Source organism: Epilithonimonas bovis DSM 19482 (genome assembly GCF_900108115.1).
Classification (GTDB): domain Bacteria; phylum Bacteroidota; class Bacteroidia; order Flavobacteriales; family Weeksellaceae; genus Epilithonimonas; species Epilithonimonas bovis.
Map to the genome: position 1 here is coordinate 68,382 of NZ_FTPU01000005.1, position 17,573 is coordinate 85,954.

Genomic DNA, 17,573 nt, shown 5'->3' on the forward strand with positions numbered 1-17,573 from the left:
GAAGAAATTGGGTTCCGGGCTGTTATTCCTCTTATTGATATTAGTTCTTATCCTCTGGAAAATCATTTTGCACTATCAATTTTAAAATTTTGATGACTTACCTTTGCAAACTATTATGGATGTTATGAATGTAAAAAGCGAACAACCGAAGAATCTTTTTTTATCTTTAATTTCTTACATATCTTTCACATTTATAGGTTATTTCATCATTGGGCTGTCATTGTCTGTATTACCTATTTTTATCAGTAAAACCCTTGGCTTCAGTATGCTTGTGGCGGGCATTGTCATCAGTTTGCAGTATTTGACGACATTTTTGATGCGTGCCTATTCAGGGAAAATTGTCGATCAAAAAGGACCAAAACCAGCTGTCATTGGGAGTATGCTGAGTTTTACATTAACCGGTGTTATTTTGATGGCAGCTTACTATTTCAGGTTTTCACCTGCGGTAAGTCTTGTATTTTTGATTATTACAAGATTGCTCACGGGCTGCGCAGAGGGCATGGTTGGCGCCAGCCCTATCAACTGGGCCATTTTAGTATTGGGCGAGCAGAATACCGCCAAAATTATTTCTTATAACGGTGTTGCTTCGTATGGTGCTTTGGCTTTAGGTGCTTTTTCCGGTGTTATCATGGTGCAGGATTTAACATTTTACGGCCTAGGTATTTTGATCATATGTGCAGGGCTGGCAGGTTACCTTATGGCCAGAAACAAACAAAACAAAATCGGAGTGCAATCTGCAGAAAAACAACGTTCGTTTTGGTCTGTCCTGGCTGAAGTTGCACCTTTCGGGTTTTGCCTGGCTTTTGGTGGTTTAGGCTTCGCAACCATTTCCACGTTTATAACTTTGTATTACGATTATTATCATTGGAAAGACGGCGCACTTTGCCTTTCGGTTTTTGGGATTCTTTTTGTGTTTTCGAGGATTGTTTTCAGTAATGCTATCAATACATTTGGAGGAATAAAAGTTGCGATTGCCAGTTTGGCGGTAGAAACGGTAGGATTAACGATTATAAGTCTGTCTCATCAATCATTTATGGCATTGATTGGTGCCGGGATTACCGGATTGGGGTTTTCATTGATTTTTCCGGCTTTGGGTGTCATGGCCATCAAAACTGTTCCGCCTTCCAATCAGGGTTCAGCATTGGCTGGTTATGGCTTGTTTATCGATATCTCTTTAGGCATTACCGGGCCGTTGATTGGTAGTGTAGCCGATAATTTTGGACTGCCATACATTTTTCCCTTCAGTGTAGGGATTGTACTAATCGGGCTGGCCTTAGCCTATTATTTAAAAATCAAAGATTCTGCTGTCCAGCTATAGAATTAATGTCATTAAAATTATTTTGATTGATCAAGCTATGATTTTATTCTTTTTTGAATCCTCTCGTTGATTTTACAGATTAAGTTGTTTTTTTCTTTTTAATTCATGAAATTCATGGAATCTGCGAGAATTGTATTTTTAAGTAAAAAGTATAACATATGATGTGCTGACCCTGAAACTTTAATTTCTATACTTCATAATTATAAAAAACCGAAGGCTTTCAGGATTCGATAAAAATCACGATTTTTGCAGTCTCAAATTTTATTATGTCTCTAGAACAGGAAATCAGCAAAAGAAAAACCTTCGGAATCATCTCTCACCCCGATGCCGGTAAAACGACATTAACGGAAAAACTCCTTCTTTTTGGGGGTGCGATTCAGGAAGCCGGTGCGGTAAAATCAAACAAAATCAAAAAAGGTGCAACCTCCGACTTTATGGAGATAGAGCGCCAGAGAGGGATTTCTGTAGCGACTTCTGTTTTGGCTTTTGAATACAGAGATCACAAAATCAATATCCTGGATACGCCTGGTCACAAGGATTTTGCAGAAGATACTTACCGTACACTGACTGCGGTAGACTCTGTGATTGTGGTGATAGATGTGGCAAAAGGTGTGGAGGAACAGACCGAAAAACTGGTTCAGGTCTGCAGAATGAGGAACATACCGATGATTGTTTTCATCAATAAGCTAGACCGTGAAGGTAAAGATGCGTTTGACCTTTTGGATGAAGTAGAACAGAAACTGGGATTAACTGTTTGCCCGCTTTCTCTGCCCATAGGTATGGGAAGCGACTTTCAGGGGATTTATAACATTTGGGAAAATAATATTCAGTTATTCCTGGAAGAGAAAAAACAAAAAGTAGGAGAATCGGTAAAATTTGATGATATCAGCGATGCTTCTATTGATGAAGCTATTGGTGAAAAAGCTGCACAGACACTCCGGGATGAATTAGAACTCATACAGACTGTTTATCCCGAATTTAACCGGGAAGATTATATGAATGGTGAACAGCAACCGGTTTTCTTCGGCTCCGCTTTGAATAATTTTGGTGTCCGTGAGTTATTGAACGCTTTTATCGATATTGCGCCAATGCCACAGCCAAAAGAAAGTGAAACGCGACTTGTGAAACCGGAAGAAACTCAATTCACGGGATTTGTGTTTAAAATCCACGCCAATATGGACCCTAAACACCGGGACCGACTGGCGTTTGTAAAAATCGTTTCCGGAACCTTCAAAAGAAATGAAAATTACCTGCTTGTAAGAGAAGGTAAAAAGATGAAATTCTCCTCTCCTAACGCTTTCTTCGCTGATAAAAAAGAAGTGGTGGATGAGAGTTTCCCCGGCGATATTGTTGGCCTCCATGACACGGGAAGTTTCCGGATTGGTGATACTTTGACAGCCGGCGAAAAGCTGAGTTTCAAAGGAATCCCAAGTTTCTCACCGGAGCATTTCCGTTATATCAATAATAATGATCCGCTGAAAGCGAAACAATTGGCAAAAGGTGTAGATCAATTGATGGATGAAGGTGTAGCGCAGCTGTTTACTCTGGAAATGAACGGCCGAAAAATCATCGGAACCGTTGGTGCTCTTCAGTACGAAGTAATCCAATACCGACTGGAACACGAATACGGTGCAAAATGTACTTATGAGCCTATCAGTATTCACAAAGCGTGCTGGATTGAGGCGGATGAAAAATCAGACGAATTCAAAGAATTTGCACGATTGAAACAACGTTTCCTCGCAAGAGATAAATATGACCAGCTGGTTTTTCTGGCTGATTCCTCTTTCACCATTCATATGACACAGGAGAAATTCCCGAATGTGAAACTGCATTTTATCAGTGAGTTTCAGCATGAATAATCAATATTAAGGATTGATCCTACAACAATTAACCTAACTTTGTAAAAAAACAGCATTGGACGTAAGAGCAAAAAAACATCTTGGACAACATTTTCTCACAGATCAAAATATAGCCGGCAAAATCGTAGATTCGCTTTCGTTCGAGGGCTATCATAAAGTGCTGGAAGTAGGTCCCGGAATGGGCGTTCTTACAAAATTCCTGCTGCAAAAAGAAGCAGAGATTTATGTTGCAGAGATCGATCAGGAATCTATTGTTTACCTGAAAGAGCATTACCCTAAGCTGGAAGCGCAGCATTTTGTAGGTGATTTTCTTAAAATCAATATCCCGGAAGTTTTTGGAGAAGAACTGGCTGTTATCGGGAATTTCCCATATAATATTTCTTCACAGATCCTGTTCAAAATTATTGATAATTTCCAGTATATACCGGAGATGAGCGGTATGTTCCAGAAGGAAGTTGCCGAGAGAACGGCTGCAAAACCCAGGACCAAAGATTATGGGATTTTATCTGTTCTTGTGCAGGCTTATTATGATGTAGAATATCTCTTCACCGTCCACGAAAATGTCTTCAATCCACCACCAAAAGTAAAATCCGGGGTTATCCGGATGACCCGGAACCTGAAACCCGGACTGACCGGTAACGAAATCCTCTTCAAACAAATAGTAAAAGCCGGATTTGGGCAGCGCCGTAAAAAAATGAGCAATTCGCTGAAAGTTTTGGGAATCCCGGAAGCTATAAAGTCTCACGCCTTCCTTGATATCCGTGCAGAAGAATTGTCTGTAGCTGATTTTATCTCTTTTGCGAATGAGTGGAAAAGTAGTTTGTAAGATTCTGTCTTCTCCCTGATTAAGCAGATTTCTCTGAATACAGTTAAAATAAAAAACTGAAACAACTGTTCGACGTAGTCAATAAGCTCCTAAAAATTAATTCTAAAATCCCTACTTTTGTGCTATGGAAAAAGTGGTATTGGTAAATTCTCAGGACGAAGTTTTGGGGCAAATGGAAAAAATGCAGGCACACGAAAACGGACTTTTGCACCGTGCTTTTTCTGTTTTTTTATTCAACAAACAAGGCGAAATGCTTTTGCAGAAACGGGCTGGCGAAAAATACCACTCGCCCAACCAATGGACGAATGCCTGCTGCTCGCATCCAAGATTGGGAGAATCTTATCCTGATGCCGCAAAAAGGCGGATTAAAGAAGAATTGGGAATTGATTGCGATCTTACAGAGAAATTCCATTTCATATATAAAGCGGATGTGGGTGACGGCCTTTGGGAGCATGAGCTGGATTATGTTTTCACCGGTGATTTTGATGGTGATTTTAACCTAAATCCGGATGAAGTTTCGGAAATACGCTATATCTCACTTGCTGACCTGCAAAAGGAAATTGCAGAAAATCCTGATCATTTTACAGAATGGTTCAAAATTATCCTGGACGAATATCTCAGCCAGTTGAAATAATCAAAAAACCTTAGGAAATTTAGTAATTTCTGTTCAGAAAATTTTACCTACCTTTATTTATCATTTTTTTGTTTATGAAGGCATTAGTAATTGGTGCAACAGGCGCTACCGGAACAGATCTTGTCAATCAGCTGTGTGCTGATCCTGACTTTGACCAGGTGGATATTTTTGTAAGGAGAAGATCTGATTTTCATCACGAAAAAGTAAAGTCTCATATCGTAGACTTTGACCATCCCAATGAATGGAAGCATCTGGTAAAAGGCGATGTGGCTTATTCCTGTTTGGGAACTACGCTGAAATCGGCAGGCAGTAAAGAGAATCAGAAAGTAATTGATTTTGATTATCAGCTGGAGTTTGCAAAATCGGCTCGGGAAAATGATGTAGAGGACTTTATTCTCGTATCTGCTTATGGTGCTAATCCCAATTCCAAGATATTCTACTCCCGGATAAAAGGAGAACTGGAAGAGGCAGTTAGAAATCTTAATTTCAGCAAAACTACCATTTTCCAACCCGGTATGCTCGAAAGAAAAAACAGTGACCGCAACTCTGAAGTCATCAGCCTTAAAATTATCAAATTCCTAAACCAATTAGGCCTTTTTAAAAGTCAACAACCCTTGCCTACAGCGGTTTTGGCCAAAGCAATGATTAAGGCATCCAAAATAAAATCCAGTGGTTTTTCGGAAATTAAGCTCCATAGTATTTTCAGCTTCGCAGAGAAAAAGTTATAACGGCTAATTCGTCTTATTTTTCGCAGTCGCATTGTTTACGTCGGTGACGCTTCATCTCGTTATCCCAAAACGGATAAATTTTCAGCGCCAAATAAACCGAGGCCGCGTGCAAACGATCTTGCTTCAAGAATACAGGCAGGATATTTTCGCTGCCAAAAATTAGTGGCCCAAACCGAACGTAGGCTCCAAATTGTAGACTTTTATAATCTACCAATGAAGATGAGAGCCCATAAGCGAAAGCGTTTTTCTGCATACTGTAATTAGCATTGATGATGTTGCTTCTTTTTATGCTGTTCTCAAAAACTGGCACTCGCTGGATCCAATTGAAGTTAACAAAATGGTTGGCCTTTATTCTCTGGCTGTAATTAAAATTGATTGCTGTAGGCAAACCGACTTTTAGACCCGTTCCAACAAATGATGCATCGGCATTGCCGTAAGCCTGCTGGCTTAAAATCCGTAGATATTGCTCCGGGTTCTCAAATTCTGTATTTTCTAAATCAGGGTTATTTTGCAGCAAAACAGGTTTTCCTTGAAAATGGTGGTTGCGTGCGGTGGCAAAATTGACAAACCCCAGATCTGTAATATTGAGTGCCAGTTTATAATTGTATTCATCCTCATTTTTATCCTTATCAAGCATTGCAATGCCAAGGTCCAGACCTGCACCACTGCCATTTGGTTTTAGTTCATACTGTTTTTTATCAAAATTGTAGTTAGTGATATAGGACGAGGCGATGTTATATCCCGAGGCGATGATATCTTTATTGATATATCGAGGATCGGCGGGTTCAGCTGCCGTTAGTTCTATAGTTTCAAGACTATTGATTTTGGCCGCATCAAGACCTATTTCATATTTTATATTGGCGCCAATAATCCAGTGATTTTCGGCATCCGGGAAAATTTCGGTGGCCACATTAAGACCGATTTCTGCCCAGTTCATCGCAGTAGTTTTAGAAGGACTCATCTCAAAAGTGACAGGCTGAGAAACTCCCATATTATTGAACCGCAGATAATTGTCCAATCCCAAAAGTGAACCTTGTGCCCTTATTCTGCTAAATAATCCAAAAACATATTTTTTATTCCCAAGATTGGCAGTCATAGAAAATGAAGGGCCAAGAATATCTGAGTTCAGGCTAAGGTTTGCCGAGTTTTTATTATAAAAATCCATCACATTGGCCTGAGTGTCAGCAGTTATATTGTCATGATAACTAGCCATCTGTATATCTGCAGATGACAAGCCCAAAAAGCTCTGTTTTGAAATATAAGCGTAATCATTTTGAAAAAAAAGATCTGCCGACGCAAGATTGATATCCCAGGGATTTGGATTGAGATAGGTTTGTGTTGGCAACAACACAGCAGCATTAATCCCGGAAAAACGGTCATTGGCAAAGGTTAGATTGTTTTGCGCAAAGACCACAAAACTTACATTGATACTACATAAAATCAGGAACCTTTTCAAACCCATCCACTATATCTACTAAACAAAAAAATAGAGCTAATTATTATTAAGTAAAACAAAAAGGGTGAAATATAAAATACTTCACCCTTTTCTATTTATTAGTTCCAAGGATTACAAATCCCTGGATCTTAGGTATTTTTGCCATTCCCAAGTCGTTTTGAGAGCTTCTTCCAGAGGTGTTTCAGATTTCCAGTTGAGTTCCCTTTCAGCTTTATCTGCATTGGCGTATGCAATGGTAATATCACCTTCACGTCTCGGGCATATCTGATAAGGTACGTTGACATCATTGGCTACCTCAAAGGCTTTTACTACTTCCAGCACAGATGAACCTGTTCCTGTCCCCAGATTATAAATATCCAATGCGGTTTCGTTTTCAGTATTAATCAGTTTCTGCAGCGCGGCAACATGCGCTTTAGCCAGATCTACCACATAAATATAATCACGGATGGCTGTGCCGTCTTCTGTAGGATAATCGTCGCCCCAGATGCTTAGCTTTTCTCTGATTCCTGCAGCTGTCTGCGTCACATATGGTACCAGATTATTGGGAATCCCGGATGGTAGCTCGCCCAAAAGTGCCGTTGGATGTGCACCAATTGGATTAAAATATCTTAAAAGGCATACTTTCTTATGATATGCTTTGGAGAAATCCTTCAGGATATCTTCACCCATCTGCTTGGTTTTTCCATAGGATGATTCTGCTTCCTTCAGTGGTGTATTTTCATCAATTGGCATTTCGTCTGCCTGTCCATAAACGGTACAGGAAGAACTGAAAATAAAATTAGAAATATTTCTTTTCTTAAATTCCTGCAAAACATTGATTAATGAGAAAAGATTATTCTCATAATAATCCAAAGGTTTTACCATGCTCTCTCCTACTGCTTTGTACGCCGCAAAATTAATACAGCCTTCGACATGATGCGCATCGAAAACCTGCTCCAATAGTTCTTTTCTTTTAAGATCAAATGGATAGAAAATCGGTCTTTTTCCGGTGATTTCCTCAATATTATCCAGGATAAATTTTTCTGAATTGGACAGGTCATCAACAATAACTACCTCAAAGTTATTATTAAGTAATTCTACAACTGTGTGTGACCCGATGTAGCCGAGACCGCCTGTAACAAGTATGGACATCTATTTATACTAATTTTATTATTATTTCTCAAAAAACTCAAGGACAGAATCAGTAATATATTTCAACTGTTCTTCATCCAGTTCAGTATGCATTGGGAGTGAGATAACCTGATCCAACAATTGGTCTGTATTCACAAAATCTTTTGGGTCGCTCTCCTGATAATAAGCTTTTTGTTTTCTTAACGCCACCGGATAATAGATCATTGCCGGGATTTCTTTCTCAGCAAGATACTTTTGAAGTTCGTTCCTTTGGCCGTTCAATATCCTTAATGTGTACTGATGAAAAACGTGCGTCGAATATTCTGCCCGTTCCGGCGTGCGAATATCGCTGTTACCGGAAAATGCTTCATCATAAAAATCAGCTGCTTTTCTTCGGGCCTCGTTGTACGCATCAAGATTCGGTAATTTTTTCCTTAGAATGGCGGCCTGAATACTGTCTAACCTGGAGTTAACGCCAACTTCATCATGGTAATAGCGCTCATACATCCCGTGGTTTACAATCCCACGGATCCTGTGTGCCAGTCCGTCATCATTAGTGAAAATAGCGCCGCCATCGCCATAACAGCCCAAATTTTTGGAAGGAAAAAATGATGTTGTCCCGATGGTACCCATTGTCCCCGATTTTTTCACCAAACCATCGGAAAAGTTAAACTCTGCACCGATGGCCTGCGCGTTATCTTCTATAACAAAAAGATTGTGCTCTTTGGCGATTTTCAGGATTTCTTCCATATTGGCGCACTGCCCAAAGATATGAACCGGAATAATGGCTTTGGTTTTTGGCGTTATAGCTTTTCTGATAGCGTCTGTATCGATGGTGAAAGTATCATAGTCCACATCTACCAGGACCGATTTTAGTTTAAGAAGATGTATCACTTCTACCGTAGCGGCAAAGGTGAAATCTGCCGTAATCACTTCGTCGCCTTCTTTAAGATCAAGGGCCATCAGGGCAATCTGTAATGCATCTGTACCGTTGGCACAAGGGATGACATGTTTTACGTCCAAATAATTCTCAAGGTCGGACTGGAAGGATTTAACTTCCGGACCGTTTATAAAAGCTGCAGAATCCATTACATTAAGGACTGCATTATCCACTTCATTTTTAATTTTATAATACTGGCTTTGTAGATCAACCATCTGGATCTTTTTCATAAGTAGATTTTTATTGTTTTTCAAAGGTCATATGTTATCGCTGTATTTTCATCGGTTTTGGGGTTTACAAACCATGGCAATTTAATATGCAAATATTTATATTTTGAACTTTAGTTCTGGTGATTTTCCAGTTAGGCTAAAGCAAATAGTTTATTTTGTAAATTTACATTTAATTATTTTGTTTGAAAAATCTAAAATCGGAAACGTGAGAAAAATTTTTACAATATTAGCAGTTAAACTGTCATTTTTAGCTGCTGCCCAGACAGAACTTGTTTTTGTTTATTTTAAAGACAAACCCAACAAGTCTGTTTTCTATAATAACCCGTTATCAGAACTCAGCCAAAAGTCTCTGGATCGCAGGAACAGGCTTGGTATAGCACTTACAGATCAGGATGCACCAATAGAAAGTACTTATATCCAAAATGTCAAAAACCTTGGCTTTACAGTAAAAGATTATTCCAAATGGTTAAATGGTGTGGCGGTAAATGCGACTGCCAGTCAGATTAACCAATTATCACAGCTGGCTTATGTAGATCATGTAGAGAGTTTTGTGAGAAATCCCGACGGCGGAAAACGGAGCAAAAAAATTGATAAATTTAAAACACTGAGTGGGAATCCAATAACCAAGGATGTGATGACCGATTTTAATTATGGGAATAGTTTATCCCAGATTAACCAGATTAATCTCAGGGCTTTGCATGTTGCAGGCTATACAGGAACCGGCATGTCTATAGCCGTAATAGATACCGGTTTCCCTTCCGTAAATACAGGCAGTGCTTTTAAAAGAATGCGTGATAACGGGCATATTAAGGCTACTTATAATTTTGTATCCAAAACTTCTAATGTTTATAGCAATTCACTGGATTCGCATGGCGCCATGTGCTTAGGGATTATTGGTGGTTATATTGATGGTACCTTTGTGGGTTCGGCGCCGGATGCTGATTTTTATCTTTATGCGTCAGAAGACGCTGCAAACGAGATCCCGGAAGAACAACTCTATTGGATAGAGGCTGCAGAAGAAGCCGACAGGCAAGGCGTAGATGTGATTTCTACCTCTTTAGGTTACTCGGAATTTGATGACAGCAGATACGATTACACTTATGATGATATGGATGGTACCACTACATTTATATCTCGCGGCGCGCAGGTGGCTTCAGAAAAAGGAATCTTTGTTCTGGTGGCTGCCGGGAACGAAGGCCAGGACTCATGGCATTACATCTCTGCTCCTGCAGATAATGCGAAAGTTTTTTCGATAGGAGCTGTAACATCCTCCGGCAACTCTTCGGGTTTTTCGTCCTACGGTCCCAATTCTGCCGGTGTTATAAAACCTGATGCCAGCGCAAGAGGAACCAATACATATTATGTTTATAATAATTCTTCGAATTATGGTAACGGAACTTCTTTTGCGACACCGCTTGCCGCAGGTGGCGTTGCCTGTCTCTTACAAAGTTTTGTGCCCTCTGAATCCAGAGAATATATCAAAAACAGATTAAAAGAGAATGCATCATTATATCCTAATCAAACTCCCCAAATGGGTTATGGTATTCTTAATTTTTATAAAACTTATCAGACTTACCTCCGCCTTAATGAAGTGGCTCAATCCAAAATCAGGATATATCCAAATCCCGCAAAGGATTTTATAATAATTAGTTCTGATGAAAAGCTACAGTCAGCAGCTATCTACGATAATCTGGGCAGATTAATCAAAATGGAAAATTCTGATAAACTGGACATTTCTGGATTAGCGAAAGGCAGCTACCTTATTCAGATTAAGACTAAAAGCGGAGAAACTATCCAAAAATTAATCAAAGAATAAAGTATTTTAATTAAAAAAGGATGACCAAGTAAGTCATCCTTTTCTGTTTTTATGATTTTTTAGGCGCCCAGTTGCTGAAGAATTCTTTAACCTTCTCCAGGCTGTAGCCGCTGCCATCCTCCAGGACAGAACTGTCTTGTGTATGGATCTGTTTGCCGTCACTATCCAAAACTATAAAAACCGGATAACCAAATTTATCGCCCGGGTTACCATATTTCGCAAATATCTTTTCGTTTTTATTTTCCTGAGACCAATTAAGGTGATAATAAACGAAATTCTTATCTGCAAGACTTTTTAACTCGGGAGTTTGCTGTACGTAATTATTGAACCGTAGGCACCAGATACACCAGTTGCCACCGGCCTGGATCATTACATTTTTACCTTCCTTTTTTGCCAGTTTTACCGCATTGGCAATATCTGCTTCAGCATCTGCTTCCGGATGATAAGGCTTGGGTAATTTTGCTTTTTCTTCTGCTGCTGCCTTTTTCTTGGCTTCAACCTGTTCTTTAGTAAGTGTTGTAGATGTATTTTGAGCATAATTAAGAGAAAAAACTAATATCCCTCCTAATACCAAAATCCGATTAACCGATTTTCTCATATTATATTTTCTTATTCTAATTAACACCAAAGTTAAACAAATATCCCGCCATTTTTCAGTATATTTGCCAATAACTATCAACCATTGAATCAATTTTTATTCAGCATACTACTTTTAGTTTCCAGGCTTCCGCTCAGGATATTGTATTTTTTCTCAGACATCATGTTTTTCCTTAATTATTATATTATTGGATACAGAAAAAATGTAGTACTGGAAAATCTTAAAAATGCATTTCCAGAAAAATCCGACGACGAAATCAGATCTATTTCAAAGAAGTTTTTTTCTAATTTTTTTGACTATCTCGCAGAGATGCTCAAGGCTTTTACGATTTCCGAAACCGAGTCACGGGTGAGAATGCAGCACCTGAATCAAAATCTTTTTCACGAGGCAAAAGCTGAAGGCAAAAACATTATCATCCTGTCCGGCCATGTATTTAACTGGGAATGGTACAACGCGCTTGCAACGGTGATTCCCCAGAAGGACTGCCATCCGGTGTACCGAAAAATGAACAGTAATTTTTGGGAAGAAAAAATCAAATTAATCCGTAACCGCTTCAATAACAAATCGTTGGAAGCCAACGATGTGATTAAGCATATTTTCCGGACACCCAACAATGGCGATTCTGCCTACATGTTTGTAGCAGACCAAACACCGCATGTTTCCCATGTCAATTACGGTCTGCGCTTTCTTAACCAGCGCACACCGGCCTTTGTTGGTTATGACAAGTTGTCTACAAGGATGGATCTGGCCTTTATCTTTTGTGAAATGAAGAAAGTGAAGCGCGGATTTTATCAGGTTAATTACTATCGGATTTATCCTGATGGCGAGAAATTTGTTGAACATGAAGTTGTAAAAAAATTCCATAAACTTCTGGAAAATACCATTAGGAAAAGGCCGGACAACTGGCTTTGGTCTCACCGCCGGTGGAAATATAAAGATGCTATCAAAAAATACGATGAATAGATGACAGTTGCCATTGCTATACTTAACTGGAACGGAAAACACTGGCTGAAGCAATTTTTGCCTTCGGTGATCAAGTATTCACAAGGTGCCGAAATTTATGTCATTGATAATGCCTCTACAGACGATTCTGTCAGTTTTTTAAAGACTGATTTCCCTGATGTTAAAGTTGTGCAGAATACTTCAAATTCGGGATTTGCAAAAGGTTATAATAAAGGGTTGAGATCTGTAAAAGCAGACATCTACTGTTTGCTCAATTCTGATGTAGAAGTTACCGAAAACTGGCTAACACCGGTTCTTGCTCTGTTCTCCCGAGACAACAATATTGCAGCCATACAGCCAAAAATACTGGATTATAATCAAAAAAATAAATTTGAATTTGCCGGTGCGGGCGGCGGATTAATTGATAATCTTGGCTACCCGTACTGCAGAGGCCGTATTTTTGATGATATCGAGTTTGATAACGGCCAGTATGACGATGAAACCGAGATATTTTGGGCATCAGGCTGTGCGTTGTTTATCCGTTCAGAAGATTTTTGGGAGATGGAAGGTTTTGATGAGAGATTCTTTGCCCATCAGGAAGAGATTGACCTCTGCTGGCGACTCAAAAATTCGGGTAAGAAAATCTATTACACTGGAAAATCCAAAGTTTACCATGTTGGTGGAGGCACTCTTAATAAGCAGAATCCTCAGAAAACCTATCTCAACTTCCGAAATAATCTCACGATGATGCTGAAGAACCTACCCTCTTCAAGGGCGTTTTTTATTCTGTTTTTCAGGCTGTCGTTGGACGGCATTGCCAGTTTTTACTTAGCCTACAAAAATGGGTTTGAGCATCTTTGGGCAGTTCTGAAATCGCATGTTGGTTTTTACTGGCAGCTGCCAAAATCGATTATGCTGAGGCAGAAACATCAGATTGATCCTTATTATCAAACAAAATGGCTGATTTTCAAACATTTTTTAGGAGATAAAAGTAAATAATGATGGATTTTATTGCTTTAGATTTTGAAACGGCCACCCATGAGAAAAACTCGGCCTGCGAACTGGGAATTTGCATTGTGGAAAATGGTAAAATCAAGGAAACCAAATCCTGGCTTATAAAACCGCCATCATTCCCCTATTTTAACCGTCATAATGTTGCCGTTCATGGGATTAATCCGGAAGATGTGCAGCACGCTCCTACTTTTGATGAAGTTTGGTACGAGGTAGAAAAACTGATATATGGCAATCTGCTAATCGCACATAATGCAGCCTTTGACGCCGGCGTTTTGCGTGGATGCTTGGATTATTATGGATTTTTCAAGCCCAATATCAACTATCTGTGCAGCATCGGCATTGCCAAAAAAGCATGGAAGGATCTCAAAAGTTATGGTTTGCGAAGCCTTGCAGATCATCACCAGATTAGTTTTAACCATCATCGGGCTGATGCCGATGCAGAAGTTTGCGCCAGGATTTCCCTCCTTAGCTTTGAAAGACTGATGATTACACGCAATGATGAGATCAACGATGTTTTCAGTAAAAGGATCAAGATTCTGTAAGACCAATCATTAGTTACTCAAAACTTCCGATACCAGATTAAATTTTGGGATTTCTGCTATAAAATGCGCTCCGTCTGAAGTCTCGAACTGGTAAGAGCCTTCCATATTGCCAACGCCCGATTTCAGGATAACATTGGAAAAATAACTGAATGATTCACCACTTTCCAGAACCGGTGTCAACCCAATCACGCCAGCGCCTTCCACTTCTGTAAAGCCAAACCCAAGATCATAGATCATCCATCGCCTTGTCATCAACTTGACTGCTTTACTTCCCAGATTTTCAATTTCTATATTATACCGGAACACAAAACGGTTTTCGGAAGGATAACTGTTATAATTATCATATTCGGTTGTTACACTTACTTTGATTTGTGATGTAATTTTTGATACCATTCCGATTAGATTTTGATGTGAAAATACAAATATCCCGCCGAATTTTGGATTTTAAAATGATGATTAAGTTAAATCGTACACCTATCTGATAATAGATTTTATGCAATCGGTTAATTTTCTTAATTTTGTGTATCTAATAAAGTAAAAAGTAATAAATGAATTCCTACAAAAATCCATTGGAAGAACGCTATTCCAGTGAAGAAATGCTGTTTAATTTTTCGCCGGATAATAAGTTCCGCAACTGGAGAAAGCTTTGGATTGCCCTTGCCGAAATAGAAAAAGACCTTGGACTTGACATCACAGACGAGCAAATCGCTGAATTGAAAGCCAATGCAGAAAACATTGATTATGATGCGGCTGCAGCTTACGAGAAAAAATTTCGTCACGATGTGATGGCTCACGTTCATACTTATGGTGATGTAGCACCTTCTGCAAAAGGAATCATTCACTTGGGAGCTACCTCGGCATTTGTAGGAGATAATACAGATTTAATTCAAATCCGTGACGGACTTTTGATCTTGAAGAAAAAGTTGGTAAACGTGATGAAAAATCTTTCGGATTTTGCGATTCAGTATAAGGATTTACCGACTTTAGGATTCACGCACTTTCAACCAGCTCAGTTGACAACTGTTGGGAAAAGAGCAACGCTTTGGTTGCAAAGTTTAGTTCTTGACATCGAAGAGCTTGATTTCTTCTTGGAAACATTAAGATTTAGAGGTGTAAAAGGAACTACAGGAACTGCCGCAAGCTTCTTGGAACTTTTCAATGGAGATTATTCTAAAGTTAAACATTTAGATAAAGAATTGTCAAAAAGATTCGGTTTCGAAAAGGTTTTCGGAGTTTCCGGACAGACTTACGACAGAAAAATTGACGCAAAAGTGGTGGCTTTATTAGGAAATATCGCTCAATCTGCACATAAATTCACAAACGACTTACGTTTACTTCAAAACCTCAAGGAAATTGAAGAACCATTCGAGAAAAACCAAATCGGTTCATCCGCAATGGCTTACAAGCGTAATCCAATGAGAAGCGAAAGAATCGGAGCACTGGCAAAATATGTAATGTCTTTGACTACAAGTTCTGCTATGGTCGCTTCTACACAATGGTTTGAAAGAACTTTGGACGATTCTGCAAATAAAAGGTTGACCATTCCGCAAGCATTTTTAGCGGTTGATGCAATCTTATTGATTTGGAACAACATTATGAACGGAATCGTGGTCTATCCGAACAGAATCAACAAGCATATTATGGAAGAACTTCCTTTCATGGCGACAGAATACATCATTATGGAGGAAGTGAAAGCCGGTGGCGACCGTCAGGAAATCCACGAAGTGATCAGAGTTCATTCTATGGAAGCGTCTAAAAAAGTGAAAGAAGAAGGTAAAGAAAACGACCTTATCGAAAGAATTTTAAATGATGATTCATTGAAATTAGATAAATCAAAATTAAAAGAAGTTCTTGATCCTAAAAACTTCATCGGTTTTGCACCGATTCAGACGGAGGAATTCATTGCCAATGAAGTTCAGCCGATTATTGATGCAAACAGCGAATTGATTGGTTTGGAATCTGACCTGAAAGTATAAATTAATATGCAGTCTTTTGGGCTGCATATTTTGAGATAGCAGTCCTACGGACTGTCCTTTCTCTTTCAGATTGGCTTTCTAACAGATAATATGATTCCTAACGGAATCAGCCTTACTAAATAATATAAAAGAAACATTCCATAGGAATGTTATCTGTGTAGTAGTAGTAGTAGTAGTAGTAGTAGTAGTAGTAGTTGCAAGCAGATAAATAAGCAAAATTTGAAGTCCGTAGGACTGTAATCTGTGTAGAAGAAAGGATTAGTTTCCATAGAAAACCTAACGAAGTATTCAATAAAGTCTATGTTATCTTTGTAAGAATTATGAAAAATAAAACCCTATGCCTAATACATATACACAGATTTATATTCAAGTCGTTTTTGCTACAAAAGGACGTGATATTAAAATTAAATCGGAAGTAAGAGATGAAATTGAAAAATACATTTGTGGAATATTTAGCAATAAGAAACAAAAAGTATTGGCTATTTATGCAAATCCTGACCATTTGCATATATTTTTCAGTTATAAAAATTTGCAGATAACAATTCCGGAATTGATAAAAACTGTAAAAATTGAGTCTACAAATTTTATAAATGATAAAAAGCTGTGTTTGGGGAAATTTTCTTGGCAGAAAGGTTATGGTGCATTTTCTTATGCTAAAAGTCAAAAGGATAAAGTTGTGAATTATGTTCTGAATCAGGAAAAACACCATTCAAAGAAAAGCTTTAGAGAAGAATATCTGGAAATGCTGAATGCTTTTGAAATTGAATTTAAAAATGAATATTTGTTTGAATTTTATGATGATGTAAAATAATTTTGTGATAAAATAATTATTTATTATGGTTGATGAAAGATAGCAGTCCTACGGACTGCTCCCTTCTGGATTGATTTTTCTACAACTATTACTATTACTACACAGATACGATTCCTACGGAATCTGCCCTTTGAAAAAATGAGAAAGAAACATTCCGTAGGAATGTTATCTGTGTAGCAAGAAGATGAATAAGCAAAATTCGCAGTCCATAGGACTGCAATCTGTGTAGAAAAATTGTTAAATAAAAATATGGAAAAAAATAAAATTAAAGAAAGAGAAAACGAACTGCTTGATTTAGTCAGGATATTTTGTAGTCAAAAGCTTGATAAAGAATACCTTTTTCTATGTGAAAAACTCGTCAAAAAGATGGGCAGAAAAAGAGATATTCCCTTTAAAAGCGGTAAATTAGAAATATGGGCTGCGGCGATAATACACGCTATCGGCAGTATAAATTTCCTGTTTGATAAATCTTTTCAGCCCTATCTAAAGTCTGATGAAATCAACGAATTTTTTCAAACAAAAAGTTCTACCGTTTCTACAAAATCTCGTCAAATAAGAAATATGTTTGATTTGTGGTATTTCAGTCCCGAATTTTCGACAAAAAAAATGAGCAATGATAATCCATTTAATGATATGGTTATGATTGATGGAATGATTGCTCCTGTATCTGAATTACCTGAGGAATTGCAGATTCTGCTAAAAAATGAAAGAGCAAATGGCAGAGATTTGGAATTTACCACAGATTCGGAATAAAAAAATTAAAAATAAATCTA

Annotated in this window: 17 protein-coding genes; 12 read left to right on the forward strand and 5 right to left on the reverse strand. The window is 38.4% G+C overall.

Annotated features, from left to right (window positions below):
* The first annotated feature begins 124 nt into the window (after positions 1-124).
* The 5 genes from B0B05_RS03445 (at position 125) to B0B05_RS03465 (ending at position 5,365) form a co-directional block, all read left to right on the forward strand.
* Entirely contained in the window at positions 125-1,318 is a 1,194-nt protein-coding gene (locus B0B05_RS03445) for an MFS transporter (protein WP_221406962.1), read from the forward strand.
* Between the two features lie 266 nt (positions 1,319-1,584).
* Complete coding sequence (locus B0B05_RS03450) at positions 1,585-3,177, forward strand: peptide chain release factor 3 (RefSeq protein ID WP_076782090.1); 1,593 nt, start codon at positions 1,585-1,587, stop codon at positions 3,175-3,177.
* 55 nt (positions 3,178-3,232) lie between these two features.
* The gene (gene rsmA, locus B0B05_RS03455) at positions 3,233-4,003 is read left to right on the forward strand and encodes a 16S rRNA (adenine(1518)-N(6)/adenine(1519)-N(6))-dimethyltransferase RsmA (RefSeq protein ID WP_076782091.1); all 771 of its coding nucleotides are present in this window, start codon (positions 3,233-3,235) and stop codon (positions 4,001-4,003) included.
* Positions 4,004-4,127: 124 nt separating this feature from the next.
* Positions 4,128-4,637 (forward strand): isopentenyl-diphosphate Delta-isomerase, encoded by a 510-nt coding sequence (gene idi, locus B0B05_RS03460; protein ID WP_076782092.1) that lies wholly within the window; start codon positions 4,128-4,130, stop codon positions 4,635-4,637.
* A gap of 74 nt (positions 4,638-4,711) precedes the next feature.
* Positions 4,712-5,365, forward strand: coding sequence for an NAD(P)H-binding protein (locus tag B0B05_RS03465; protein ID WP_076782093.1), 654 nt, complete (start codon positions 4,712-4,714; stop codon positions 5,363-5,365).
* 13 nt (positions 5,366-5,378) lie between these two features.
* Here the strand turns inward: B0B05_RS03465 and B0B05_RS03470 are convergent, their stop codons facing one another.
* The 3 genes from B0B05_RS03470 to B0B05_RS03480 form a co-directional block, all read right to left on the reverse strand.
* The gene (locus tag B0B05_RS03470; protein WP_076782094.1) at positions 5,379-6,827 is read right to left on the reverse strand and encodes a hypothetical protein; all 1,449 of its coding nucleotides are present in this window, start codon (positions 6,825-6,827) and stop codon (positions 5,379-5,381) included.
* Between the two features lie 105 nt (positions 6,828-6,932).
* Entirely contained in the window at positions 6,933-7,952 is a 1,020-nt protein-coding gene (galE, locus tag B0B05_RS03475; RefSeq protein WP_076782095.1) for a UDP-glucose 4-epimerase GalE, read from the reverse strand.
* 21 nt (positions 7,953-7,973) lie between these two features.
* Positions 7,974-9,101: a DegT/DnrJ/EryC1/StrS family aminotransferase gene (locus tag B0B05_RS03480; protein WP_076782096.1), complete on the reverse strand. Its 1,128-nt coding sequence runs from the start codon at positions 9,099-9,101 to the stop codon at positions 7,974-7,976.
* 205 nt (positions 9,102-9,306) lie between these two features.
* Here B0B05_RS03480 and B0B05_RS03485 point away from each other — a divergent pair, with 205 nt between their 5' ends.
* On the forward strand, positions 9,307-10,917 hold the full coding sequence (locus B0B05_RS03485; RefSeq protein WP_173786326.1) for a S8/S53 family peptidase: 1,611 nt from the start codon (positions 9,307-9,309) through the stop codon (positions 10,915-10,917).
* Positions 10,918-10,966: 49 nt separating this feature from the next.
* Here B0B05_RS03485 and B0B05_RS03490 read toward each other — a convergent pair whose 3' ends face one another.
* Entirely contained in the window at positions 10,967-11,515 is a 549-nt protein-coding gene (locus tag B0B05_RS03490; RefSeq protein ID WP_076782097.1) for a thioredoxin family protein, read from the reverse strand.
* A gap of 84 nt (positions 11,516-11,599) precedes the next feature.
* Here B0B05_RS03490 and B0B05_RS03495 point away from each other — a divergent pair, with 84 nt between their 5' ends.
* Genes B0B05_RS03495 through B0B05_RS03505 form a run of 3 tightly spaced genes read left to right on the forward strand, consistent with a single transcriptional unit; the run spans position 11,600 to position 14,013 of the window.
* Positions 11,600-12,478 carry a lysophospholipid acyltransferase family protein gene (locus B0B05_RS03495; RefSeq protein ID WP_076782098.1) on the forward strand — a complete coding sequence of 293 codons (879 nt, stop codon included), beginning with the start codon at positions 11,600-11,602 and terminating at the stop codon, positions 12,476-12,478.
* On the forward strand, positions 12,479-13,456 hold the full coding sequence (locus tag B0B05_RS03500) for a glycosyltransferase family 2 protein (RefSeq protein ID WP_076782099.1): 978 nt from the start codon (positions 12,479-12,481) through the stop codon (positions 13,454-13,456).
* Positions 13,456-14,013 carry a 3'-5' exonuclease gene (locus B0B05_RS03505; protein WP_245799187.1) on the forward strand — a complete coding sequence of 186 codons (558 nt, stop codon included), beginning with the start codon at positions 13,456-13,458 and terminating at the stop codon, positions 14,011-14,013. The genes B0B05_RS03500 and B0B05_RS03505 overlap by 1 nt, the downstream gene beginning before the upstream one ends.
* 9 nt (positions 14,014-14,022) lie before the next feature.
* On the opposite strand, the gene apaG is transcribed toward B0B05_RS03505, so the two are convergent.
* A complete protein-coding gene (gene apaG / locus B0B05_RS03510) occupies positions 14,023-14,406 on the reverse strand; it encodes a Co2+/Mg2+ efflux protein ApaG (RefSeq protein WP_076782100.1) in 384 nt (127 codons plus the stop codon).
* 155 nt (positions 14,407-14,561) lie between these two features.
* Here apaG and purB point away from each other — a divergent pair, with 155 nt between their 5' ends.
* The 3 genes from purB (at position 14,562) to B0B05_RS03525 (ending at position 17,553) form a co-directional block, all read left to right on the forward strand.
* A complete protein-coding gene (gene purB / locus B0B05_RS03515) occupies positions 14,562-15,989 on the forward strand; it encodes an adenylosuccinate lyase (protein WP_076782101.1) in 1,428 nt (475 codons plus the stop codon).
* A 337-nt stretch (positions 15,990-16,326) separates the two neighbouring features.
* Positions 16,327-16,800, forward strand: a complete 474-nt coding sequence (locus B0B05_RS03520) for a transposase (protein ID WP_076782102.1) — start codon at positions 16,327-16,329, stop codon at positions 16,798-16,800.
* A gap of 249 nt (positions 16,801-17,049) precedes the next feature.
* Complete coding sequence (locus tag B0B05_RS03525; protein WP_076782103.1) at positions 17,050-17,553, forward strand: DUF6398 domain-containing protein; 504 nt, start codon at positions 17,050-17,052, stop codon at positions 17,551-17,553.
* Positions 17,554-17,573 lie beyond the last annotated feature (20 nt).